Here is a 23,660-nt window from a genome sequence, read left to right on the forward strand (position 1 = left end):
AGCGAATTGTTGTCATAATAGCCATGATTAAAAATCATAGCTTGAGGTTGTTATGTCCCGCTCTGCTCTGCCGCTCAATGCCATTCACGCGTTTCTGGTGACCGCGCGCCATCTCAACCTGACGCGAGCCGCCAGCGAACTGTGCATCACCCAAGGCGCAGTGAGCCGTAAAATCGCCACGCTAGAAAGCTGGCTGGGATTCGCGCTGTTTACCCGTCACGCCCGTGGCCTGCATCTCACCGAACAGGGCGCAGCGCTGCTGCCGGAACTGCAGCAAGGTTTTGCCATGCTGGTGAATGCCACAGAAAAAGCTAGCCGCAGCAACGCCGCCATTCGCCTGAAAGCACCCACCTGCGCCATGCGCTGGCTGGTGCCGCGTCTGGTGGCGCTGGAACAACAGCGTCCGGATATTCACGTGGCGTTAACCACCACGCTCGATCATGGATCGCAGCTGGATAATTTTGACGCGGCGATTGTGTTTGGCCCAACGCCAGCCGGATCGATTTGCCTGTTTGAGGAGCGTTTAACGCCGGTGATGGCCAGCAGCGTCACGCCGCCCAGCCAGATTGATGAACTGGCGAGGTTTACTTTTTTGCATCCGACACCGGATTCACGTGACTGGCAGCTGTGGCTGGCCGGGCTCGATACCGCATTGCCGATGGCGCGCAATCAGCATTTCGCCACCATGGATCTGGCGATCAGCGCCGCGATTCAGGGATTTGGCGTCACGGTGGCGGATGTCACCTTAGTGCAGAACGATGTGTTAAATGGCCGATTAATTGCGCCCTTTGCCGCCAGTGTGGCAACCGGCGCAAGCTACAGCCTGTTACAGCGGGCGGAAAAAGATGCGCCACCGTTCCTGCCGGAACTGGTGGCGTGGTTATCTGAGGTTTAGAAAGAGACCCATTCGTCAGAGGCTGGTTTCGGCTGCGCGACACCTGCACCTGCCAACACCGGACGACGTAGCGCGGTTGTCGAAACCACGGCCTTGTTCACCGGCGCGCTGTCCGACAGACGGAATTTCGCCACCGAAGCTTGCAACTCCTGCGTTTGACGCTCCAGCGCGCTGGCCGCGGCAGAAACCTCTTCAACCAGCGAGGCGTTCTGCTGGGTGACGCTGTCCATTTCGGTGACGGCGGTGCCGACCTGCGAAATGCCTTTGCTCTGCTCTTCCGACGCTGCGGCGATGTGCTTCATGATCTCATTCACATCCTGCACCGACTTAAGAATGTCGTGCATGGTGCTGCCCGCGCTGCTCACCAGCTCCGAACCTTTTTCCACGCGCTGCACGGAATCTTCAATCAGTGTGGCGATCTCTTTCGCCGCACCGGCGCTGCGCTGCGCCAGATTGCGCACTTCGCTGGCCACCACGGCAAAACCTCGGCCCTGTTCACCGGCGCGTGCGGCTTCCACCGCAGCGTTAAGCGCCAGAATGTTGGTCTGGAAGGCGATGCTGTTAATCACGCTGGTGATTTCCGCGATCTTCTTCGAGCTGCCGGAGATGCCTTGCATGGTGGTAACCACTTCGCCCACCAACTTGCCGCCCTGCTGCGCGGTGCCGGTGGCGGTTTCTGCCAGCGAACTGGCCTGACGCGCGTTGTCGGCGTTGAACTTCACGGTAGCGGTTAACTGCTCCATGCTGGCCGCCGTTTGCTCCAGCGCGGCCGCCTGCTCTTCGGTGCGCGAAGAGAGATCGTTGTTGCCGGAGGAGATCTCCGCCGCACCACGATAGATGTTTTCGGTTCCACTGCGAATCGCGCTTACCGCTTCGCGCAGGCTGTCCTGCATGGCACGCAGCAGCGGCACCAGTTTACCGACGCAGTTACGGCCAAAATCTTCTACCGGCTGGCTGAGATCACCCTGCGCAATAATGGAGAAATGATTGCGGATGCGTTCCAGCGGTTTCACCAGCATCGCCACCAAATAGCGATCGGTAAACAGCAGAATGAACAAGCCAATCACTACCGCCACCAGAATGATCACTTTGGTGATGCTGGTGAGCTTATCGACGGTGACGCGCGTCTCATCCAGCTTGCTGCCTGCGGCTTTATTGAAGGCTTCAGCGCTGGCACCAAATGCACGACTGAGCGGCGGCGTGACATTATTGGCTTGCGCGCGATAGGCTTCAATCGTGCCTTGCTGCGCCAGCGAAACCTGTGGGGCGATACCTTCATCCAGCAGTTTTTGCCAGTTGGCGATGACGCTATTGGCGGTCTCCGCGTCCATTGGACCCGGCGCCATGGTTTTAAACTGCGCCAGCAGATCTTTCATATTGTCGAGCGCTTGCTGTACCGGCGCGAACGCATCAGCACTGACTGCACTGACTGCACTGCCTGAAGCACGGCCTTCCATCACACGCGACAAACGCGTAACCACACGAAAATATTGATCGTTTCCTTTGCTCAAAACTGTCATTTGATTGACCAGCTGGCGGTCAATCTCGTTGCCCTCGCCGAGGGCATTCAGTGAGTGGACGCTAAACAGCCCAACGGCACACCACAGCAGGCAAAACAGCCCAAGAATGGTGAGCAATACGGCGCGGATGGTGAAATTTTTTAAGATACCCATACATAATCCCGTGGTGTGAAACGCGAAGGAGGCCCGATAAAATCGGGCATATTGCGTTTATCGGCATCGGATGGGGAAAATGTAACGGTTTTGAAAGCTAATTAATTGCTTACTGACGCAGGTGAGGAAAACGCGCTTTGATGATTAATCAGTAAGATAGGCGTGAATTTGTCTTAAGAATTCATTTACCTGCTTAAACCATTAGCAGGCTCATTAAAGCTTAACGTGGCTGCGCATCATCAAACGGAACAAACGCAGCCGTCCACGCATAAAGCGCGCCTTCACCACCGCCTGGGCTTTGCCCTGATCGCCCAATGCCAGCGTCAGATCTTCGCCCGGTCGCCAGGCGGGCCAATCAACCTCTCCGGGTAAGTGCGCACTGAACTCGCTGACTTCCCGTGCGAAGGTGACCCAATAGGCGCTGACTGCGGCGGCGAACGCTTTATCCTGCTCGCTGTAGCTGCGTTCCGCAGGCGGCGTTAGCGTATCCAGCGTGTTAAAGACATAAGGAATTTCATTGCCGTGCCAGGTGCCGTGCGGATAGAGATCGCGCGCGTTTTCGGAGACGTAATCGAACCAGTAACGCCATGCGGGCATGCCGATATTGTGCTGCGCCTGAGCGACCATCAACGGTAACACCGTGAACGCCATATCGCGCGCCACCGCACGTCCCAGCAGCGCATCATCATGAATGTCGTACAACCACTTCATCAGACGATAACTGACGCGGTTCTTGCTGCGCATCTGCCGCAACACCGCCGTGGCATCCACGCCAAAATAGTCCAGCACGCTGGCTTCATCGCTGTTGCTGCCAATCATTAACGGGATGCGATGCTGTTTACCGCTCATAAAGGTGGTTAACATCGGCTTCGGCAGCACCGCATCGCCGCTAATTGGCACCGGGCCAAGTGCTAGCGGGCGTTCTAACGGCCAGAATTGTTCAGCTGGCAGCTCACGCAACTGCTCGGCGCTGGCATCTTCGGGTAATGAAAAATGCGCCGCCACCTGCAAACCAATTTGTTGTGCCTGCTTTTGCGGGATGTCGGGCAAGCTGTAGGCGCTTTGTACGATGCCTTTGTGAAACAGCGCCTCGGAGAGCGGCGAGCAGCACAGCGATAACACGCTGCGCGCGCCGGAGGATTCACCAAACAGCGTCACGTTATGACGATCGCCGCCAAAGGCAGGAATGTTGCGCTGAATCCACTGTAAAGCGGCAATTTGATCGAGTAAGGCAAAGTTGTTGATTACGCGCCCAGCAGGATATTGCGCATCCAGCGCCGGATGAGAGAAGAAACCGAAGTGACCGAGCCGGTAGTTGAGCGTTACCACCACCACGCCTTGCGCCGCCAGCGCTTTGCCGCGATAGGGATCGAGATTGCCCGCGCCGATGGCAAAACCGCCGCCGTGCAACCAGACCATCACCGGCAACGGCCGCGAGGGCTCAACATCCGGTGTCCAGATATTGAGGTAGAGACAATCTTCACTGAAGTGGCCGGGATCGCCACCGCCAGCGGCCACGCAATAGTCACGGTTCTGCCAGCTTGCCGCGCCCCATTCGGTCGCGTCACGCACATCTTGCCACGGCTGAACCGGCTGCGGCGGTCGCCAACGTAAAGCGCCAGTGGGTGCGGCTGCGTACGGTATTCCTTTGAAGACAAAAAGATCTTCGTCCATCAGGCCTCTGAGTTCACCTTCTGCGGTCATGATCCTCAGACGTCGTTCATTTTTCATCTCGGGTTCCCTGATAATGCATCGTTCCATTATTTGCAGGCCTTGGACGAATGTCCATGTTCTGAAAGCATTTGCAGATTATGCCGAACCGTGGCGCGATTCTTTGAACAACTCCATCAAATATTTTGGCTAACCCCATTGAGACCATTTGTTTTAAGGTTGCAAGTTAACCTGGCGCGACGGAGAAACACCATGTTTGGTGGCATTAACCAGATGTTCAACCGGATGTGCGATCACCCGGACTTCGGCAAACTGCTGTTACGCCTGACTTTTGGCGGATTGCTGCTGTTTCATGGGGCGTTCAAGGTAGTGCATGGCGTGGGCTGGATTGCGCATATGCTCGCCGTCAAAGGGATGCCAGGTTTCATCGCTTACGGTGCTTACATCGGGGAAATAGCGGCACCGTTAATGGTGATCATCGGATTACTGACGCGCCCTGCGGCGTTCATTATTGCGGTGAACATGATTGTTGCGACACTGCTGGTAAAAATGGGCGCTGTCTGGCATCGCACAGATGTCGGTGCCTGGGCGCTGGAGACAGAAGCTCTTTACCTGCTGGGTGCGCTCGCCATTATGTTTTTGGGTGCCGGGAAGTACACGCTGGTGCGTGACTCGCGCTTGCAATAACTAAAATAAAAGCAGCCGGTCTGCTGAATTTCAGACCGGCTGTAACATTTCTTACGCTACGCCACTGCGCTCAAGACTGCGCTGCTGCATCTGCTGATACAACGCCATCTCATCCTGCACCGCTGTACCTAGCGCGCTTTCAAAATCTGCCCGGCTGGCATTACCTGCGCTGCGCGTTTGCGCCACATCGCCCAGATTTGACTGGAAAATCCCTGCAGCACTGACCGGCAGGAAATCCTCATAAACGATCGGTTCAGCGCTCAATCGCCCTTCTGCCAGCAACTGCGTCACGCTTTCGCCCGCGCGTGGCGGCGCTTGCTCACCTTTGTCAGTCAGGCGATAGCGGAACCACGCCAGCTGCTGTTCGCGCAAGGTCTCTTCGTCATCGGGGAAGTCACTAAACACCGCGCTGAGATGTTGCTGGTGATGTTGGTTATCGCTGCCGGTACCGGCTTCGGTCAGCAGACGATCGTAGAGTTCGCGCCCTTTCGGCGTGAGCGCTGCACCGCGCTGTTCAATCTCACCAAAGCGCGCGGTATGCGTGCCCGGCGTGCCATCATTAAAGTGCACCGCTTCTTCCAGGGCTTTGAAGCTGGTCTGGCGCAGCAGAATAGGCACCTTGCGCTGCGGCGGGCCTTCAATCAGGGTTTTGGGATCGATACCGCGCGAAGGCATCAGCGATTGCACGCGGTCAATATCCAGCGTGCGCGGTGTCAAATGGTTGATGTGGCAACCGCGGAAACACACCACATCGGCAATCAGACGATGCTGCTGACTCAGCGCGCGATAAGTGGCGCTGTCCACGGTGGTGTGCGCATGCCAGCGGAAAGTTTCCAGCGCTTCCTGCACGAAAGTCGCCGCATCCGCTGCGTTTAAGCCGCCCTGCAGTTGATGCTTAGCGATTAAGGCGCGGCAACCCGGCGTAAAGATATCGCGCGCGGCGAGAATCGCAGCGGCCTTCTCGCGCAGCGCCGCATCATCAATCAGTTCGAGACGCAGCAGCGAAGTGAACACGCGGAACGGATTATGGCGCAACGCGCGGTCGCTGACCGGACGAAACGCCGTGGAATGCACCGGCACACCGGCTTGCGACAGGTCGTAATATCCCACCGCTTCCATGCCCATCACGGCAAACATCTGGCGCAACGTGCTCAGCTCTTCAGCCTTGCCGACGCGAATCGCACCGTGACGCTCGACGCTGAGTCGGCTCAGTTCATCGGCGGCTGACAGACGGTTTTTCAACTCGGGATTGGCTTCCAGCGTACGTTCATTAACGGCGGTGACCAACTGCGTCAGCGTGCCGTATTGCGGCACTTCCTGCTGATACATGGTCGACATTGCCTGAGAGAACAGCGTGCGGATGGCATCGCTGCTGAGAAAGTTTGGCATCATCATCACCTTGGGCTTACGGGTTGTTGCTACTGTAGATCAACCCTTTAGCGGCGGGTAACAATTTCGTGGAACTGTGATCGCCTTGTCACTCAGTGAGGTTTGACTGGTCACCAAAGCGACATTTCAGCACCAGCATGATGGTGGTTAATACCGCAGGAATCGCCAGCAGCAGGAAGATCTGACTGAACGTCCAGCCGAGCGTTAACAACTCGGCACCCACAAACGCGCTGATGATGGCGCCGATGCGGCCAACGCCATGCATCCAGCTGGAGCCGGTGGCTCGAGCGTGTGTTGGATAATAATTGGCGGAGAGCGCATTCATGCCGGTGTTGGCGCCGTTAAAACAGAAGCCGCTGCAGAAAGCGATGGCGCTCATTAAGCCAACCTGCGCAGGAGAAAAACCCAGCGCCACAATGGCAATGCCGCCGCAGAAATAGATCACCGCCAGCGCCAGATTGGCGTTGATGCGATCCATCAACCAACCAGCAAACAGCGAACCAATGGTTCCACCGGCCTGATACATCGCCGTGACAATCGCCGCTTCCGTCACCGACATGCCAAGTGTGCTGATCAGTGAAGGCATCCAGCTGCCAATCAGATAAACGAGGAACAGCCCCATAAAGTAGCCACCCCACAACATCAAACTGCCAAACAGATAGCGGCGCGACACCACGGTTGCAACCGAACCTTTGCGCGCGGTTGGCAGTTCAGTGCTTTGGTAATGGCTTCCAGGCTGCACTGTGCCGGGCAACATACGTTCGAGGATGGCGTGAATATGTGCGGCAGGCGCACGACGGCTAATCAGAAAGCGTACCGATTCCGGTAAGCCGCGCACTAAAAAGGGCAGCACCAACAGTGGCAGCACGCCACCCATCAGCATAACGGAGTGCCAGTCATAACGCGGCAACAACCACGAAGCGGCAAAGCCACCGGTTGCGGCACCAAAGGTAAAGCCACAGAACACCACGGTAATAATGAAGGAGCGGCGGCGTTCGGGCGCGTATTCGGCCACCAGAGTGCCAACGTTAGGCATGGCGGCGCCGAGCCCTAAGCCGGTGAGAAAGCGGAACAGCATCATCTGTTCGATGTTCTGCGCCATCGCCGTGGCCAGCGTCCACAGGCCGAAGAACAATACGCTGATCAGGATCATCACGCGGCGACCATAGCGATCGGCCAGCGGTCCAGCGACCATCGCACCTAATGCCAGACCAATCAACGCCGCGCTGATCACCAGGCCGAGTTGATGATTAGTTACGCCCCAACTGGCTTTCAGCGTGGGCGCAATAAATCCCATTAGCGCAATGTCCATGCCGTCCAGCGCCACTACCACGAAGCACAGCGCGATTAAGCGCTTCTGCCAGCTGCTAAGCGCACTCTTATTGATAAGCTGGCGAACGTCTACTGCTTCAACGCTGGTCACGTAACGACTCCTGCACTTTTACCGTTTAGGGCATCAGTTTTAGTAAAAAAAACGGCGCTTATCATAGCTCATCGTTAACAATATCGGGCACTGTTTTTGGATGTAATTGAGAATTATTCAACTTTTACCGAATTATGTTGTTGATTTTACGTGACCTAAATATTCGGCAAAAAGTGTCATTTGCAGCATTACGCTTAAATTCAGCAGGTTAGGCATAAAGGTTGAGTCGCGGCATTTTTGTTAATATAAATTTGCAGGCAAGTTAACATAATTAACGTTTCCTCATTGCTGCTTCTCGTCATAACTCATTATGTTGGGCGTATGGACAAAAATATCCTTTTCAATCAGCGCATTCGCTTGCGTCATTTACATACCTTTGTGGCGGTGGCGCAGCAAGGCACGCTCGGTCGTGCCGCTGAAACGCTCAATCTGAGCCAGCCTGCTTTGTCGAAAACACTGAATGAGCTGGAAGAGCTGGCCGGCGCGCGGCTGTTTGAGCGCGGACGGCTCGGCGCGCAGCTCACCACGCTGGGCGAACAGTTTCTGATTCATGCGGTGAAAGTGCTGGATGCGCTCAATCATGCGGGTCAGAGCTTCAACGCACAGCAGCCTGGCCGGCCGGTGGTGATTCGGCTCGGCGCGCTGACTACCGCTGCGATGGGCATGTTGCCGCAAATTCTTGATCGCTTCCATGAACAGCAACCTAATACCACGGTGCAGGTTGCGACGTTGCACAATAACGTACTGTTGGCCGGTTTACGTGCTGGTGAGTTTGATGTTGGCATTGGTCGGATGGCGGATAGCGACATGATGGCCGGGCTGACCTATGAATTGCTGTTTCTGGAATCACTCAAACTGGTGGTGCGCCCGGATCATCCACTGTTAAGCGAAAACGTTATGCTGTCGCGCGCGATGCAGTGGCCGGTGGTGATTTCGCCGGAAGGCACCGCGCCGCGCCGTATTGCGCAGCATATGCTGAATGAGCAAGGTTGTTCCTTGCCAGCAAACTGCGTCGAAACCTCATCGACATCGCTGGCGCGCCAGCTGGCGCTGCGTTACGACTATGTGTGGTTTGTGCCTTCCGGCGCCATTAAAGAAGATTTAAATCACGATGCGTTATGCGCGCTACCGATTGCCTCGCCGGGGCCAGGCGAACCGGTTGGCATTATTACGCGCAGCGGCAGCCCGCTAAGCCTAAGCGCCGAAGTGTTGATGGCGACCATACGTAAATTCCACAGTTAACGACTGTGTTTGGCATGACGTTCACGGTTCTCAAGGCGCGCCTGTTCGGTTTTACGTAAACCGACATAGAGCGCGCCCGCCCCGCCATCTTTCGGCTGCGCCGTGCAAAAGGTCTGCACCTCTGCAAACTCCTGCAACCATCGCGCCACATAGCTGCGCACAATATTGGCGTGCGACTCATCGTCACGCCCTTTGCCATGAATGATCAGCAGATTGCGCAATCCAAGCTTGTTGGCTTGTTGCATAAAGCTGAACAGCGCCTGACGACAGGTTTCAACCGGCTGACGCAGCAAATTAAGGCTGGCTTCGGGCGGATACTTGCCCAGCCGCAGCTTATCCAATACGCCTTGCTGAACGCCCTCAACCTTAAACTCCAGTGGTGTTGTCAGCGGAACAATGTCGAGAAAGCCACGCGTGAGGAAATTTTCCTGCTCGTCACTTTCCTGCGGCGCGCGCGGCGCTTTAGGCGAAGGGGCGCGTAGCCATTGGGTGTTAGCGCAGTTTTTTAATGGTGTCACATCACCCATGGCATCGCGGAAAAGGTCTTCATCATCAAGGTTCATGGTGTTTCCTCTCGCCTGGTATTTACCTGAGCGTCCAATTCGACGCCAAAGCAAAAGAGTAGCAAAGGATTATTGGCAAAACATCTGTCACTTTTTGCGCTGTATTAAGCTGTGTCTAACTGTAAACCTGGCAACAAAACGTTCCAGATCAATAAATGCCCTTGAGCCAGAGCAGCGCAAACCGTGTAATACCTGACATTTGTGGGGTTTTAAGGACATTTACTGCTCGGATGAGTTCCCTTCGCTTAGAAAAATGTTAAAATTGACCGCAGTCAATAATCATCGAGCGTAACTATATGATCCAGGAAAAACGCAGCATTCGACGTATTCAGTCTGGCGGTTGTGCCATCCATTGTCAGGATTGCAGTATCAGCCAATTGTGTATTCCCTTCACGCTGAACGAGCACGAACTGGATCAGTTGGATAACATCATTGAGCGCAAAAAGCCGATTCAGAAAGGCCAGACGCTGTTCAAAGCCGGTGATGAACTGAAATCGCTTTACGCAATCCGCTCCGGCACTATCAAAAGCTACACCATCACTGAACAAGGCGACGAGCAAATTACTGGCTTCCATCTGGCAGGCGATTTGGTCGGTTTTGACGCCATTGTCGGTGCAAAACATCCAAGCTTTGCGCAAGCGCTGGAAACCGCGATGGTGTGCGAAATCCCTTTTGAAACCCTCGACGATCTCTCCGGTAAAATGCCGGCGCTGCGTCAGCAGATGATGCGTTTGATGAGCGGTGAAATCAAAGGCGATCAGGATATGATTCTGCTGCTGTCGAAGAAAAATGCCGAAGAGCGTCTGGCGGCGTTTGTCTGGAATCTGTCACGCCGTTTCGGCCAGCGCGGTTTCTCGCAGCGTGAATTTCGTCTGACCATGACGCGCGGCGACATTGGTAACTATTTGGGACTAACCGTAGAAACCATCAGCCGTCTGCTGGGTCGCTTCCAGAAAAGTGGCATGCTGGCCGTTAAAGGCAAATATATCACCATCGAGAACCACGCTTTGCTGGCAGAATTAGCTGGCCAGACCGAACAAGCCGCGTGATTCTGTGCCGGGTTAATAAAAGTTATTTTATTGATCCGGCAACAACTTTTCCGCTTCTGCCCTGTCCAAACTTAGGCTATCTTTAATCCAACTTGCTTTGGTTTTAGGAGATCGGCCTATGTCCCGGTACCAAAATATTCTGGTGGCTATTGATGCCCAGCAGGACGATCAGCCCGCGCTGCGTCGTGCGGTTTATCTCAATCAACGTATCGGCGGAAAAATCAAAGCTTTCCTGCCTATTTACGACTTCTCATATGAAATGACCACGCTGCTGTCGCCCGACGAGCGCTCCAATATGCGCAAAGGGGTGATCAGCCAACGTACCGAATGGATCCGCCAACAGGCCCAGGCATATATTGAGGCTGGCGTTGAAATTGAAATCAAAGTGGTTTGGCACAACCGTCCGTATGAAGCCATCATTCAGGAAATTATGGCGCATCAGCATGATTTAGTGCTGAAAATGGCGCACCAGCACGATCGCCTGGAAGCGGTGATATTTACTCCGACGGATTGGCATCTGCTGCGTAAATGCCCTTGCCCGGTATGGATGGTGAAAGATCAGGCGTGGCCTGAAGGCGGCAAAGCGGTGGTGGCGGTCAATCTTGCCAGCGAAGAGCCGCATCACGATGAGCTTAATCAGAAGCTGATTCGTGAAACCACACTGCTGGCCGAGATGGTGAATCACACCGAAGTGCATTTGGTCGGTGCTTATCCCATCACGCCAATCAACATTGCTATCGAACTGCCGGACTTTGATCCGAGCGTTTATAACGACGCAATTCGCGGCCAGCATTTAGTGGCGATGAAAGCGCTGCGACAAAAATTCTCAATCGGTGAAGAGTTCACTCATGTGGCAAAAGGTTTGCCCGAGGAAGTGATTCCGGATATCGCTTCACATCTGGATGCTGGCATTGTGGTGCTCGGCACCATCGGCCGTACCGGTTTGTCAGCTGCGTTCCTGGGTAACACCGCGGAACAAGTGATCGATCATCTGCGCTGTGATTTGCTGGCAATCAAGCCAGACGATTTCAAATCGCCGATTGATTACGATGACGAAGAAGATGAAGACGATTGATTAAAAAAAGGGCGGCTCGCAATGGCCGCCCTTTCTATATTTAACTCAGGGCGGTGAGTCACATCACCGCCCTTCTTTTTTACAGCGCGCGCAGAATACCTTCCACGCTCGCTTTCGCATCACCAAACAGCATCTGCGTATTGTCTTTAAAGAACAGCGGATTCTGTACGCCCGCGTATCCAGTGCTCATCGAGCGTTTAAACACAATCACGTTCTGCGCTTTCCACACTTCCAGCACTGGCATGCCAGCGATTGGACTGCGCGGATCTTCCAGTGCAGCTGGGTTAACGGTGTCATTCGCGCCGATTACCAACACGGTATCGGTATCGCTGAAGTCATCGTTAATCTCGTCCATTTCCAGCACCACATCGTAAGGTACTTTCGCTTCCGCCAGCAGTACGTTCATGTGACCAGGCAGACGACCAGCAACCGGGTGAATACCAAAGCGAACTTTGATACCGCGTGCACGCAGCTTTTCGGTAATCTCAGCCACCGGATACTGCGCCTGCGCCACCGCCATGCCATAACCCGGCGTGATCACCACAGAAGAAGAGGCTTTCAGCATTTCTGCGGTCTCTTCTGCGGTAATTTCGCGGTGCTCGCCGACTTCATCGCTTTCGCCGCCCACGCTTACGTCGGTACCAAAACCACCGGCGATTACGCTGATAAAGGAGCGGTTCATCGCTTTACACATGATGTAAGAGAGGATGGCACCGGAAGAACCGACCAGCGCACCGGTAACGATCAGCAAGTCATTGCTCAGCATGAAGCCCGCCGCCGCCGCTGCCCAACCGGAGTAAGAGTTAAGCATCGAAACCACAACCGGCATATCCGCACCGCCGATCGATGCCACCAGATGCCAGCCAAACACCAGCGCAATGATGGTCATCAGCAGCAGCGCAAACACCTGCGCGCCAGTGCTATCGGTTTGCACGAACCACAGCATCAGCAGGAAGGAAACCACCAGCGCCGCGAGGTTCATTTTATGACGATGCGGCAGCATCAGCGCTGAAGAGGAGATCTTGCCGCGCAGTTTGCCAAACGCCACCAGTGAACCGGTGAAGGTCACCGCACCGATGAAGATGCCGAGGAACACTTCGGTGAGATGGATATTTTCCATCACCGGCGCGAGGCCCGGTGCGTGATCGATGTAGCTGTTGAAGCCCACTAACACCGCCGCCAAACCTACAAAACTGTGCAGAATGGCAACCAGCTCCGGCATTTCGGTCATTTCGACTTTCTTCGCCAGACGCAAGCCAATCGCACCACCAATCACCATCGCCACCAGAATCCAGGCAACGTTACCGGTGTTCGGGCCAAAAATGGTGGCCAGCAGCGCAATCGCCATGCCGCTCATGCCAAAAATATTACCCTGCTTAGAGGTCTCGTGTTTCGAGAGACCGGCAAGGCTGCAAATAAACAGAATCGCGGCAACAATATATGCTGCAGTAACTAATCCGCCAGACATGTTGCTACCCCTTAATTCTTACGAAACATTTTCAGCATGCGCTGGGTGACGGTGAAACCACCGAAGATATTGATGCTGGCGATCAGTACGGCGATAAACGACAGAATCGTTACCCAACCGCCGTGGCCCATCTGCAGCACCGCACCCACCACAATAATGCCGGAAATGGCGTTGGTGACGGCCATCAACGGCGTGTGCAAAGCGTGACTCACGTTCCACACTACGTAATAGCCGACCACGCAGGAAAGCGCGAAGACGGTAAAGTGCGACAGGAAGTCCGCTGGCGCCACGTTGGCCAGGCAGGCAAACAGCACCACCGCCAGCGCCAGCAGCAGATACTTGCGCCACGGTGAAACCGGCTTGGCTTCAGCCTTCGGCAGCGGCTGTGCGGCGGGTTGCGCTTTCGGCGCGGCGGAAACCTGAATTGGCGGCGCTGGCCATGTCACTTCGCCATCACGAATCACCGTCACGCCACGCACTACGACGTCTTCGAAATCAACGGTGATTTCGCCGTTTTTCTCTTTGCATAGCAGTTTCAGCAGGTTGACAAGGTTGGTACCGTAAAGCTGTGAGGATTGCGTAGGCAGGCGGCTTGGCAAATCGGTGTAACCGATAATTTTCACGCCGTTTGGGGTTAAGGTTACCTGATCGGCAACCGTCAATTCGCAGTTACCACCGGTTTGCGCGGCCAGATCGACGATCACGCTGCCCGGCTTCATGCTGGCAACCATCTCAGCAGTAATCAGCTTCGGTGCCGGACGGCCTGGAATCAGCGCGGTGGTGACAATAATGTCGACTTCTTTCGCCTGCGCGGCAAACAGTTCCATCTCCGCCTTGATAAAGGCTTCAGACATTACTTTGGCATAACCATCGCCGCTGCCCGCTTCTTCTTCAAAGTCCAGCTCAAGGAACTCGGCGCCCATACTCTGCACCTGCTCTTTCACTTCCGGACGCGTATCGAAAGCACGCACGATGGCACCCAAACTGCCTGCAGCACCAATGGCTGCTAATCCCGCCACGCCCGCACCGATCACCATCACTTTGGCTGGCGGCACTTTACCGGCTGCGGTGATTTGTCCGGTGAAGAAGCGGCCGAATTCATGCGCGGCTTCAACGATGGCACGATAGCCCGCGATGTTCGCCATTGAGCTCAACGCATCCAGCGCCTGCGCACGTGAAATACGCGGCACCGAATCCATCGCCATCACGGTGACGTTGCGTGCTGCCAGTTTCTCCAGCAGCGCTGGATTCTGTGCAGGCCAGATAAAGCTCACCAGCGTGCTACCGGCGCGCGTCAGTTCGATCTCCTGATCGTCAGGCGCATTCACTTTTAACACGATGTCTGACTGCCAGACGTCGTGAGTGTTGGTGATTGTGGCGCCGACGGCGATAAAGCTTTCATCATCAAAGCTGGCGCGAAGTCCTGCGCTCTGTTCAACGGTGACGCTAAATCCCAGTTTGATCAGCTGCTCAACGGTCTTTGGCGTGGCGGCCACGCGCGACTCATTGGCTAACCGTTCTTTGGGTATCCCAATTAACATACTGTTTCCTTTCAACAATTAAAGGATGAGGTTCTGTAAGTGGCAAAAAGCTCAAAAGCCGAAACAGTGTTTCAGCTTTTTATGAGCAAAATGCACAATGTAACAAAGTCTTTATAACCTACTGAAAATATGAAGAGTGATCCACAGCGATAACGCCTACTTATGACATTCACACAAATATTCAGACGCAAAGATTGAATGCCACGTTTTGCCACTACATTTAGTGTTTATTAAAAAATATTCTGCTGCGCAAAATCGTGTCATGTCGAATTAAGTATTATTAAAAACCTTTATTTAACAATGCGATAACTATTATGGCACTAAGTGTTACCAGAATAAGTGGTTATCTGTGCAAAAAAGAGCCGTAACAGAAGTCAATGACAGGTCGATGAATAAATGGCAGAGATTGTCAATGTTATGCGCTTAAATTGGCTGAGACAGGCCGATTATTACATGCAATAATCAGCGGCTAATCTGTTATACATCAAGAGTCCAGCACGTTTTCGTACTCATTTTGCGTAAGGCGAAGGATCATTTTTATGAAGCTGAAGAACACCATTCTGGCGTCAACCTTGTTATCACTGCTGGCTGCAAATGCGTTTGCGGCTAAAGAGTTAACGCCAGAGCAAGCGGCCGCGTTGAAACCATTCGAACGTATTAATATCAGCGGCCGTTTCAATGCCATTGGCGATGCAACTGATGCCATCTCCAAACAAGCCGATGCCAAAGGCGCTGACTCTTTCTATGTTCAGGGTATTAATGATAGCAACGGCAACGGCGGTAACTGGCGCGTAACGGCTGATTTGTATAAAGCCAACGCACCAAAAGCGGACGACTCCACTAAATACCGCACCTTCTCCGGCGTGAAAGAGCTGCCGAAAGCAGAAGCGTATCGCCTTGAGCCTTACGATACCGTATCGGTTAATGGTTTCTTCTCAAGCCAGCCAGATGTTAATGAAGCGATTGCCAAGGCAGCTAAAAATAAAGGTGCGGCATCCTTCTTTATCGTGCGTCAGGTTGATGCCAACAACGGCGGCAATCAGTACGTAACCGCGTATGTTTACAAGGCTGATGCGCCAGAACGTAAAGTACAGAACACCTCTGATTCAATCCCTGCGGATTCTGAAGCCGGTAAAGCCGCTCTGGCTGCTGGCGGTGCGGCGGCAGCGAAAGTGGCGATCCCAGGCGTGGCCTCTTCTGAGACCCCAAGCCGTAACGTAGGTCGTTTCTTCGAAACGCAAAGCTCAACCGGTCAACGTTACACGGTAAAAACCGCCGATGGCCGCAGCGTGCAGGAAGTGAATGCGATTACTGCTGCGCAGATGCAGCCGTTTGATACCATCACCTTCTCCGATCACTTCGGTACCCCAACCGAAATCTCTGAAGCGGTTGGCAAACGTGCCGTAGAAAAAGGCGCTAAGTACTATCACATCACGCGTCAATGGCAGAACCAGAGCGGCGGTAACCTGACCGTCACTGCGGATCTGTTCAAGTAATTCCGATTAAGGGCGGCGTCCGTCGCCCTTTTCAAAATCTCCCTCATACTGACTGCATAATCCGTGCGCAGATTTGCATAGTCTTGCATTGCCTTCCCCCTTTGCACTCCGTAAAATCTGCCGCCTGTTTTTAGGGGATTCCGTTTCAAAGTTGGCTAACTGCCACGCGAGACTCCAGCGGAATCGCCTCCACCCAGCATACTCTGCTGCTTAGGATGGGCGTTTTGGATAAAAAATTAGGTCTTAGTGCGCTCACCGCGTTGGTACTCAGCTCAATGCTGGGCGCTGGCGTGTTCAGCCTGCCGCAAAACATGGCGGCAGTTGCCGGCCCGGCGGCGCTGCTGATCGGCTGGCTGATCACCGGCGTAGGCATCATCTTCCTGTCACTTGCCATGCTATTACTGACGCGGCTGAAACCCGAGTTGGATGGCGGCATCTTTACCTATGCGCGCGCTGGCTTTGGTGAGCTGATGGGCTTCTGCTCGGCGTGGGGATATTGGCTGTGTGCGGTAATCGCCAACGTCTCTTATCTGGTGATTGTCTTCTCGGCGCTGAGCTTCTTTACCGACACACCGGATCGCGTGGTGTTTGGCGATGGCAATACATGGCAGGCAATGCTTGGTGCGTCGGTGCTGCTGTGGCTGGTGCATTGCCTGGTGCTGCGCGGCGTGCAAACCGCGGCCAGCATTAACTTGCTGGCTACGCTGGGCAAGCTGGTGCCGCTGCTGCTGTTTGTGGTGCTGGCGCTGCTGGCATTCAACTACGATCGCTTCCGCTTTGATTTCAGCGGTGTCGAGCTCGGTCAGCCGCTGTGGCAGCAGGTGAAGCAAACCATGCTGATCACCTTGTGGGTGTTTATTGGCGTGGAAGGCGCGGTGGTGGTTTCCGCGCGTGCGCGTAATAAGCAGGATGTCGGACGCGCTACGCTGATGGCGGTGCTGGCCGCGCTGTTGGTTTATTTGCTGGTTACGCTGCTGTCGTTAGGCGTGATTCCGCGAGCCGAACTGGCGCAGATGCGCAATCCTTCCATGGCTGGTTTGATGAAGCATCTACTCGGTCATTGGGGCGATGCGGTGATTGCGGTCGGATTGATTATTTCGGTGTGCGGCGCCTATCTGAGCTGGACGATTATGGCCGCTGAAGTGCCGTTCCTTGCCGCGCAGCAAGGTGCCTTCCCGCGCAGCATCGCGCGTCAGAATCGCCACAACTCCCCTTCAGCCTCGTTATGGTTGACCAACGGCAGCGTGCAGGTTTGCCTGATCTTGATTGCCTTAACTGGCGCGGATTACAACACGCTGCTGACCATCGCCTCAGAAATGATTTTGGTGCCTTATCTGCTGGTCGGACTGTATCTGATTAAGGTGGTGCGCGGGCAGAACAAACCCTGGGCGATGTTTACCGGCATCGGCGCCAGCGCGTACGGCATTTGGCTGCTGTATGCGTCGGGTCCCTTGCATCTGCTGCTCTCTGTGGTGCTTTATGCGCCTGGACTGCTGCTGTTCCTGTACGCACGACGCGGCGGCCGTGGCGACAAGATGTTGTCACAGCTGGAGCGCATCGCGATTGTGTTGTTGATTGCGGCGTCACTGCCCGCGTTGTGGCAGCTAACGAATTAGTGCGGCTGGACGGGAATGGAAACGCACAGCAGGTCATCCTGCTGTGTCAGATTGAGCGGTTTACGGTATTCCTGATGAATAGCGTCAAGCTGCTCGGCTGACAGCGGATATGGCAGCTGAATATCAAAGCGGCTGATGTGTTGTTGCTCGGCCAACGTGATGAGGCGCGCGATATTAATCTCATCGCTCACCTGCGTTGAAATGATTTGTAATGCTAATTCTTTCAGATGATCGTCGCTGGCCTGAAGGTTGTGCGCCGATTTACGCGTTACCATGCCAAAAATAGGCATCACGCCATAAATGGCATCGACAAAACTCCAGCGTTTTTTGCAGGAAGCGGAGAGAAAATCACTGTAATTGAAGCAGATGCGATCACTGTATCCGGCTGAAGCCAGCTCTTTATCAGACACTCTCGCACTCCTCCTGTTTTTCGTTACGGTTCCGAACCTTGCGCTACAACGCGCCGCTAATGATGGCACATTTCACGGTATACATACCAGTAACGCAGGGATATTTCGTGCGGTAACGTAGAGCTCAGGACCAGGAAAAGCTATGCTGCTGGCATTCTCATCCGTCACAGTGAATTATGAACAAAATCGTCTATGTGGAAGATGAGCCAGAAGTAGGCGAATTGATCGCCGCTTACCTTGGCCGCCACGATATTGAAGTTATTGTTGAAACGCGCGGTGACCGCGCCGAAGCCACCATCGCCCTGCACGATCCCGATTTAGTGATGCTGGATATCATGTTACCCGGCAAGGATGGCATGACATTGTGCCGCGATCTGCGTGCCAGCTGGCAAGGTCCGATTGTGTTGCTAACCTCACTCGACAGCGACATGAACCATATTCTGTCACTGGAAATGGGTGCTAACGATTACATCCTTAAAACCACGCCGCCGGCGGTGTTGCTGGCGCGCCTGCGTTTGCATCTGCGCCAGGCGCATGTTGGGCAGCCGGAAGTGGCGCCCGCTATTCAAAGTTCGCAGCGCGTGCTGCGATTCGGTTCACTGACCATCGATTCGCTCAATCGTCAGGTGACGCTGTTCGAGGAAAATATTGTACTGTCCACCGCCGATTTCGATCTGCTGTGGGAACTGGCGAATCATGCCGGGCAAATCCTCAATCGCGATGCGCTGCTGAAAACCCTGCGCGGCGTAACCTACGATGGCATGGATCGCAGCATTGATGTGGCGATTTCTCGCCTGCGCAAAAAACTGTACGACAGCGCCACCGAGCCGTTCCGCATTAAAACCATCCGTAACAAAGGCTATCTGTTCGCGCCTCAGGCCTGGGATACCCGTTCCGCATGAGAAAGCTCTTTATTCAGTTCTATTTGCTGCTGTTCGTCTGTTTTCTGGTGATGACGCTGCTGGTTGGGCTGGTGTACAAATTCACCGCCGAACGCGCCGGACGCCAGTCAATGAACGATTTGATGGCCAGTTCGCTGTTTTTGATGCGCAGCGAACTGCGCGAGATCCCGCCGCGCGACTGGAGCAAAACCATTCGCAGCCTCGATCTCGATCTTTCGTTTGATCTGAATATTGAGCCGATGAGCAAATATCAGCTGGGTGACGCGGACATGAAGCGCCTGCGCGCTGGCGAAATCGTGGCGATTGACGATCAATACACCTTCTTACAGCACATTCCACGCAGCCATTACGTGCTTTCCGTCGGCCCAATCCCTTACCTTTTCTATCTGCACCAGATGCGCATTCTGGATATCGCGCTGCTGGCGTTTATTGGTATGTCGCTGGCGCTGCCGGTATTTATCTGGCTACGTCCACACTGGCAAGAGATGCAGCGGCTGGAGAAAGCCGCCGAACGTTTTGGTCGCGGCGAACTCGACGTGCGCACCCATTTTGAAAGCACCTCCAGCCTGCACAGTCTTGGCGTGGCGTTTAATCAGATGGCGGAGAACATCAACACGCTGGTTGCCAGTAAGAAACAGCTGATTGACGGCATCGCGCACGAGTTGCGTACGCCGCTGGTGCGGCTGCGTTACCGGCTGGAGATGAGCGATAACCTCACCGATGCGGAATCCGCCGCGCTGAACCGCGATGTGGGTCAGCTGGAGAGTTTGATTGAGGAGTTGCTGACGTATGCGCGCCTCGATCGCCCACGCGTTGATCTCCATCTGCAATCTTTCGACCTGGCGCAATGGCTGCGGGTGCATATCGAAGATGTGCAAACCATGAATCCGCAGACGCAGATTGCGCTGGATATCCCGCAGCTGGAGAACGTCGGCAGCGCCGATACGCGCCTGATGGAGCGCGTGCTGGATAATCTGGTGAACAATGCCCTGCGCTATGCGCAACAGCGTTTGCGCGTGAGCTTATGGTTTGATGGCGCGCTGGGCTGTTTGCAGGTGGAAGACGACGGTCCGGGCATTCCGCAGGAAGAGCGCGCCCGCGTGTTCGAACCTTTTGTCCGCCTCGATCCGAGCCGCGATCGCGCCACCGGCGGCTGTGGTTTGGGTCTGGCGATCGTCCACTCTATTGCGCTGGCGATGCAGGGAAATGTCTCGATTGAGAGCAGTCCGCTCGGCGGCGCCAGCGTTCGCTTTTGCTGGCCGGTTGATCTACCCTTGCGGGACATTGCGCCACGCTTACCGTCATAAGGAGCTTTATACGTGACTTCAGCTTATCAAGAACTTAGCCGCACTTTTCAGCGTCTCTCCCGCTTTGGCCATTTAGGCGCCATTGCCGGTGTCGATATGCAAACCACCATGCCGCCGGGCGGCAGCCAGGCACGCGGTGAAGCGATGGCCGAACTGAGCGTGTTCATGCACGAAGTGCTGACCGATAAACGCCTCCGCGGGCTGTTTGATGCCGCGCAGCAGGAATCACTGAATGATGTCGAGCAGGTTAACCTGAGCGAGATGCAGCGCGCCTGGCAGCAAGCGACGCTGCTGCCTGCGTCACTGGTGGAAGCCAAGTCGCTGGCCGGTTCGCGCTGTGAGCACGCCTGGCGTCAGCAGCGTCCAGCGAATGACTGGCAAGGTTTCTCCGCCAATCTGAAAGAAGTGGTGAAGCTGAGCCGTGAAGAGGCGCAGCTGCGTGCCGATGCGCTTGGCGTATCGCGCTACGATGCGCTGCTGGATGTGTTTGAGCCGGGCATGACCAGCGCGCAGCTGGATCAAACCTTTGGCGATTTGAAAAGCTGGCTGCCCGACCTGTTGCAAAAAGCAGTGGCGAAGCAGCAGCAAACGCCGATCGCGCAGCCAATCGGTCCGTTTGCCATCGAATCACAGAAACAGCTGGGCCTGAGCGTGATGAAAACGCTGGGCTTCGATTTCAATCACGGCCGGTTGGATGTGAGTGCGCACCCGTTCTGCGGCGGCGTGCCGGAAGATGTGCGCATCACCACGCGTTACAACGAGAACGACTTCCTCAGCGCCATGATGGGCGTGATTCATGAAACCGGCCATGCGCGTTACGAGCAGAATTTGCCAAAACAGTGGCGCGGTCAGCCGGTGGCGCAGGCGCGTTCTACCGCGATTCATGAATCTCAAAGCCTGTTTATGGAGATGCAGCTGGGGCGCAGTAAAGCCTTCCTGCAGCATATACATCCGCAGGTGGTGGCGCTGATGAGCGATCAGCCTGCGCTGGAGTTAAACAACTTTATTCGTCAGACGCAGCGCGTGAAGCCGGGCTTTATTCGCGTTGATGCCGATGAGTTGAGCTATCCGGCGCACGTAATTTTACGTTACGAGATCGAGCGCGCGCTGATTGAGGGCGATATTGAGGTTGATGATATCCCGGCGCTGTGGGACGAGAAGATGCAGCAATCATTAGGCATTGATACGCGCGGTAATTATCGCGATGGCTGCATGCAGGATATTCACTGGACCGACGGCGCGTTTGGCTATTTCCCAACCTACACATTGGGCGCGATGTACGCGGCCCAGCTGTTCCAGTCGGTGAAGCGTGCGATTCCGCAGGTCGAGACGCTGATCCAACAAGGTGATTTGCAGCCGGTGTTTGACTGGTTGCAGCAGAACATCTGGCAGCACGGTAGCCGTTTCCCGACGCAGCAACTGCTGATCAATGCCACCGGCGAAGCGCTGAATCCGCACTATTTCCGCCAGCACCTTGAACAACGTTATCTGTCTGAGTAAACTGCGCGGCGGCCCATGCGGCCGCCCTTTTCACTTCCTTTACGCCGCTTTGTACAATCCGTTACACGCCGATACCAATGCCTCACGGAAAGCCTGAATTGTTTTTCATATAGTGTTTTCACCGGCCCCGCAGTGGGCTACACATGAAAAAATAGTTCGAGGATTTTGCAATGAAAAAATTATTTGCACTGGTGATCGCCGCTGCTATGGGTATGTCTTCTGTTGCTTTCGCTGCTGAAACAACTGCTGCTCCAGCCGCTGCTGCAACCACAACTGCTGCGCCAGTTAAACACAAAATGGCTCACCACAAAAAACCAGCTGCTCAGAAAGCGCAGGCAGCTAAGAAACATAAGAAAGTAGAGAAGAAAGCGCCAGCTGCACAGAAAGCTCAGGCCGCTAAAAAGCATCACAAAAAAGCAACTAAGCCAGCTGCACAGAAAGCCCAGGCTGCTAAAAAGCACCACAAAAAAGCAACCAAGCCAGCTGCACAGAAAGCCCAGGCTGCTAAAAAGCACCACAAAGCAACCAAGCCAGCTGCACAGAAAGCTCAGGCTGCTAAAAAGCACCACAAAAAAGTAACCAAACCAGCTGCGCAGAAAGCTCAGGCAGCTAAAAAGCATCACAAAGTGAAAAAAGCAGCTAAATAAGATTCGCTTAGCGCCAACACCGTATTGATGATTGAAAACACCCGGTTATGCCGGGTGTTTATTTACTGGAGTAGCGAAAAATGGTGCGTCGCTATCGCTTCGAAATTATTCTGATTGTGATGATCCTCTGTGGCATAGTTGCAGCCAGCTTTTTTATCTAGTCGTTGTAGCGTGCTGATTACTCCAATATTTCTCCCTTTTTCACCGCTCACCGACTATAGTTATCGCTCAAGCGTGATGACAACAACTTCTACTTATTCTCGCCATTGAGAGAACTATGCGCCTGGCTATCCTGTTACTTGTTGGTCTTTTCAGTTTTAACCACACAGCACATGCCGATGATGAAGATGGGCCAAGCCCGGAAGACATCAAAACGTTGTTCTTTGGCAAAGATCATCGCCAGGCGATTAGCGACGTAAGCGCCGCGCCCTGGGATGCCATCGGTCAGTTAGAGACCGAAAGCGGTAACCTCTGCACTGCTACCTTGATTTCTGCCCATCTGGCGTTGACCGCCGGACACTGTTTATTGGCTCCGCCCGGCAAATTTGATAAGCCAGTGGCGCTGCGTTTTATGGCCAGCAGCAAAGGCTGGCGTTACGAGATTCATGATATTGATGCGCGCGTTGAACCCTCTTTAGCGCGCCGTTTGCAGGCGGACGGCGAAGGCTGGATCGTGCCGCCGGGTGCCGCGCCCTACGATTATGGGCTGGTTATCTTGCATAATCCGCCGTCCGGTATTGTGCCGATTCCGTTGTTTGAGGGTTCGCGTGGCGATTTAACCGCCGCCTTGAAAACCACCCAACGCAAAGTGACGCAAGCCGGTTATCCAGCCGATCATCTGGATACGCTCTATTCGCACAGCGATTGTTTAGTGACAGGTTGGGCGCAGCGCGCAGTGCTGTCGCACCAGTGCGATACCTTGCCGGGCGACAGCGGTTCGCCGCTACTGTTGAAGAACGGTGATGAGTGGCAGTTGATTGCGGTGCAGAGTTCAGCGCCCGCGCCGGCCGATCGTTATCGTGCCGATAACCGCGCGATTGCGGTGCCGTCCTTTAAAGATAAGCTAGAAGAGTTAGCGCAATAATCACGTAGGGTCGCCATTCATG

20 protein-coding genes are annotated in these 23,660 nt (G+C 54.6%); 12 read left to right on the forward strand and 8 right to left on the reverse strand.

Annotated elements, in window-relative coordinates; translation table 11 throughout:
• Nucleotides 1–52: 52 nt before the first annotated feature.
• Nucleotides 53–895: a LysR substrate-binding domain-containing protein gene (locus VIJ98_RS09960; protein ID WP_154156227.1), complete on the forward strand. Its 843-nt coding sequence runs from the start codon at nt 53–55 to the stop codon at nt 893–895.
• Here the strand turns inward: VIJ98_RS09960 and VIJ98_RS09965 are convergent.
• Together VIJ98_RS09965 and VIJ98_RS09970 are read right to left on the reverse strand one after the other, a co-directional pair.
• Entirely contained in the window at nt 892–2,568 is a 1,677-nt protein-coding gene (locus VIJ98_RS09965) for a methyl-accepting chemotaxis protein (RefSeq protein ID WP_323273744.1), read from the reverse strand. The two genes, VIJ98_RS09960 and VIJ98_RS09965, sit on opposite strands and share 4 nt — an antisense overlap.
• Nucleotides 2,569–2,781: 213 nt before the next feature.
• Complete coding sequence (locus VIJ98_RS09970; RefSeq protein ID WP_323273746.1) at nt 2,782–4,299, reverse strand: carboxylesterase/lipase family protein; 1,518 nt, start codon at nt 4,297–4,299, stop codon at nt 2,782–2,784.
• A gap of 192 nt (nt 4,300–4,491) precedes the next feature.
• Between VIJ98_RS09970 and VIJ98_RS09975 the strand changes: the two genes are divergently transcribed.
• Entirely contained in the window at nt 4,492–4,926 is a 435-nt protein-coding gene (locus VIJ98_RS09975; protein ID WP_258143374.1) for a DoxX family protein, read from the forward strand.
• 51 nt (nt 4,927–4,977) lie between these two features.
• Here VIJ98_RS09975 and VIJ98_RS09980 read toward each other — a convergent pair whose 3' ends face one another.
• Together VIJ98_RS09980 and VIJ98_RS09985 are read right to left on the reverse strand one after the other, a co-directional pair.
• On the reverse strand, nt 4,978–6,315 hold the full coding sequence (locus VIJ98_RS09980; RefSeq protein WP_323273748.1) for a VOC family protein: 1,338 nt from the start codon (nt 6,313–6,315) through the stop codon (nt 4,978–4,980).
• An 88-nt stretch (nt 6,316–6,403) separates the two neighbouring features.
• The gene (locus tag VIJ98_RS09985; RefSeq protein WP_323273750.1) at nt 6,404–7,738 is read right to left on the reverse strand and encodes an aromatic acid/H+ symport family MFS transporter; all 1,335 of its coding nucleotides are present in this window, start codon (nt 7,736–7,738) and stop codon (nt 6,404–6,406) included.
• A gap of 321 nt (nt 7,739–8,059) precedes the next feature.
• Here VIJ98_RS09985 and VIJ98_RS09990 point away from each other — a divergent pair, with 321 nt between their 5' ends.
• The gene (locus VIJ98_RS09990) at nt 8,060–8,980 is read left to right on the forward strand and encodes a LysR substrate-binding domain-containing protein (protein ID WP_154156235.1); all 921 of its coding nucleotides are present in this window, start codon (nt 8,060–8,062) and stop codon (nt 8,978–8,980) included.
• Here VIJ98_RS09990 and smrA read toward each other — a convergent pair.
• The gene (smrA, locus tag VIJ98_RS09995; RefSeq protein WP_323273752.1) at nt 8,977–9,543 is read right to left on the reverse strand and encodes a DNA endonuclease SmrA; all 567 of its coding nucleotides are present in this window, start codon (nt 9,541–9,543) and stop codon (nt 8,977–8,979) included. The two genes, VIJ98_RS09990 and smrA, sit on opposite strands and share 4 nt — an antisense overlap.
• 296 nt (nt 9,544–9,839) lie before the next feature.
• Here smrA and VIJ98_RS10000 point away from each other — a divergent pair, with 296 nt between their 5' ends.
• Nucleotides 9,840–10,592: an FNR family transcription factor gene (locus VIJ98_RS10000; RefSeq protein ID WP_008106391.1), complete on the forward strand. Its 753-nt coding sequence runs from the start codon at nt 9,840–9,842 to the stop codon at nt 10,590–10,592.
• A gap of 118 nt (nt 10,593–10,710) precedes the next feature.
• Nucleotides 10,711–11,667 (forward strand): universal stress protein UspE, encoded by a 957-nt coding sequence (gene uspE, locus VIJ98_RS10005; RefSeq protein WP_008106394.1) that lies wholly within the window; start codon nt 10,711–10,713, stop codon nt 11,665–11,667.
• A gap of 79 nt (nt 11,668–11,746) precedes the next feature.
• Here the strand turns inward: uspE and pntB are convergent, their stop codons facing one another.
• The gene (gene pntB / locus VIJ98_RS10010) at nt 11,747–13,135 is read right to left on the reverse strand and encodes a Re/Si-specific NAD(P)(+) transhydrogenase subunit beta (RefSeq protein WP_008106395.1); all 1,389 of its coding nucleotides are present in this window, start codon (nt 13,133–13,135) and stop codon (nt 11,747–11,749) included.
• Nucleotides 13,136–13,146: 11 nt separating this feature from the next.
• A complete protein-coding gene (gene pntA, locus VIJ98_RS10015) occupies nt 13,147–14,676 on the reverse strand; it encodes a Re/Si-specific NAD(P)(+) transhydrogenase subunit alpha (protein WP_008106397.1) in 1,530 nt (509 codons plus the stop codon).
• Nucleotides 14,677–15,215: 539 nt separating this feature from the next.
• Here pntA and ydgH point away from each other — a divergent pair.
• Together ydgH and VIJ98_RS10025 are read left to right on the forward strand one after the other, a co-directional pair.
• Nucleotides 15,216–16,172 carry a DUF1471 family protein YdgH gene (gene ydgH / locus VIJ98_RS10020; RefSeq protein ID WP_008106399.1) on the forward strand — a complete coding sequence of 319 codons (957 nt, stop codon included), beginning with the start codon at nt 15,216–15,218 and terminating at the stop codon, nt 16,170–16,172.
• A gap of 224 nt (nt 16,173–16,396) precedes the next feature.
• Complete coding sequence (locus VIJ98_RS10025; RefSeq protein ID WP_154156240.1) at nt 16,397–17,788, forward strand: amino acid permease; 1,392 nt, start codon at nt 16,397–16,399, stop codon at nt 17,786–17,788.
• Here the strand turns inward: VIJ98_RS10025 and VIJ98_RS10030 are convergent.
• Entirely contained in the window at nt 17,785–18,198 is a 414-nt protein-coding gene (locus tag VIJ98_RS10030; protein WP_008106403.1) for a hypothetical protein, read from the reverse strand. The genes VIJ98_RS10025 and VIJ98_RS10030 overlap by 4 nt on opposite strands.
• Before the next feature lie 176 nt (nt 18,199–18,374).
• On the opposite strand from VIJ98_RS10030, the gene rstA reads away from it, so the two are divergent.
• The 5 genes from rstA (at nt 18,375) to VIJ98_RS10055 (ending at nt 23,638) form a co-directional block, all read left to right on the forward strand.
• Nucleotides 18,375–19,100, forward strand: coding sequence for a two-component system response regulator RstA (gene rstA / locus VIJ98_RS10035; RefSeq protein WP_323273756.1), 726 nt, complete (start codon nt 18,375–18,377; stop codon nt 19,098–19,100).
• Nucleotides 19,097–20,407 (forward strand): two-component system sensor histidine kinase RstB, encoded by a 1,311-nt coding sequence (gene rstB / locus VIJ98_RS10040; protein WP_008106406.1) that lies wholly within the window; start codon nt 19,097–19,099, stop codon nt 20,405–20,407. The genes rstA and rstB overlap by 4 nt, the downstream gene beginning before the upstream one ends.
• Nucleotides 20,408–20,419: 12 nt before the next feature.
• Entirely contained in the window at nt 20,420–21,907 is a 1,488-nt protein-coding gene (locus VIJ98_RS10045) for a carboxypeptidase M32 (RefSeq protein ID WP_323273759.1), read from the forward strand.
• Between the two features lie 170 nt (nt 21,908–22,077).
• The gene (gene asr, locus VIJ98_RS10050; RefSeq protein ID WP_008106410.1) at nt 22,078–22,554 is read left to right on the forward strand and encodes an acid resistance repetitive basic protein Asr; all 477 of its coding nucleotides are present in this window, start codon (nt 22,078–22,080) and stop codon (nt 22,552–22,554) included.
• Nucleotides 22,555–22,831: 277 nt separating this feature from the next.
• Nucleotides 22,832–23,638 (forward strand): serine protease, encoded by an 807-nt coding sequence (locus VIJ98_RS10055; RefSeq protein WP_008106412.1) that lies wholly within the window; start codon nt 22,832–22,834, stop codon nt 23,636–23,638.
• Nucleotides 23,639–23,660 lie beyond the last annotated feature (22 nt).

It is taken from the genome of Pantoea sp. S18 (genome assembly GCF_045689705.1).
GTDB classification, from domain to species: domain Bacteria; phylum Pseudomonadota; class Gammaproteobacteria; order Enterobacterales; family Enterobacteriaceae; genus Pantoea; species Pantoea symbiotica.

Coding starts and splice junctions, on each gene's coding strand:
- smrA (WP_323273752.1), bottom strand. CDS start 9,543: ATGAACCTTGATGATGAAGACCTTTTCCGCGATGCCATGGGTGATGTG.
- VIJ98_RS09980 (WP_323273748.1), bottom strand. CDS start 6,315: ATGCCAAACTTTCTCAGCAGCGATGCCATCCGCACGCTGTTCTCTCAG.
- pntA (WP_008106397.1), bottom strand. CDS start 14,676: ATGTTAATTGGGATACCCAAAGAACGGTTAGCCAATGAGTCGCGCGTG.
- uspE (WP_008106394.1), top strand. CDS start 10,711: ATGTCCCGGTACCAAAATATTCTGGTGGCTATTGATGCCCAGCAGGAC.
- rstB (WP_008106406.1), top strand. CDS start 19,097: ATGAGAAAGCTCTTTATTCAGTTCTATTTGCTGCTGTTCGTCTGTTTT.
- asr (WP_008106410.1), top strand. CDS start 22,078: ATGAAAAAATTATTTGCACTGGTGATCGCCGCTGCTATGGGTATGTCT.
- VIJ98_RS09970 (WP_323273746.1), bottom strand. CDS start 4,299: ATGAAAAATGAACGACGTCTGAGGATCATGACCGCAGAAGGTGAACTC.
- VIJ98_RS10000 (WP_008106391.1), top strand. CDS start 9,840: ATGATCCAGGAAAAACGCAGCATTCGACGTATTCAGTCTGGCGGTTGT.
- VIJ98_RS09975 (WP_258143374.1), top strand. CDS start 4,492: ATGTTTGGTGGCATTAACCAGATGTTCAACCGGATGTGCGATCACCCG.
- VIJ98_RS10055 (WP_008106412.1), top strand. CDS start 22,832: ATGCGCCTGGCTATCCTGTTACTTGTTGGTCTTTTCAGTTTTAACCAC.
- VIJ98_RS09990 (WP_154156235.1), top strand. CDS start 8,060: ATGGACAAAAATATCCTTTTCAATCAGCGCATTCGCTTGCGTCATTTA.
- rstA (WP_323273756.1), top strand. CDS start 18,375: ATGAACAAAATCGTCTATGTGGAAGATGAGCCAGAAGTAGGCGAATTG.
- ydgH (WP_008106399.1), top strand. CDS start 15,216: ATGAAGCTGAAGAACACCATTCTGGCGTCAACCTTGTTATCACTGCTG.
- pntB (WP_008106395.1), bottom strand. CDS start 13,135: ATGTCTGGCGGATTAGTTACTGCAGCATATATTGTTGCCGCGATTCTG.
- VIJ98_RS09960 (WP_154156227.1), top strand. CDS start 53: ATGTCCCGCTCTGCTCTGCCGCTCAATGCCATTCACGCGTTTCTGGTG.
- VIJ98_RS09965 (WP_323273744.1), bottom strand. CDS start 2,568: ATGGGTATCTTAAAAAATTTCACCATCCGCGCCGTATTGCTCACCATT.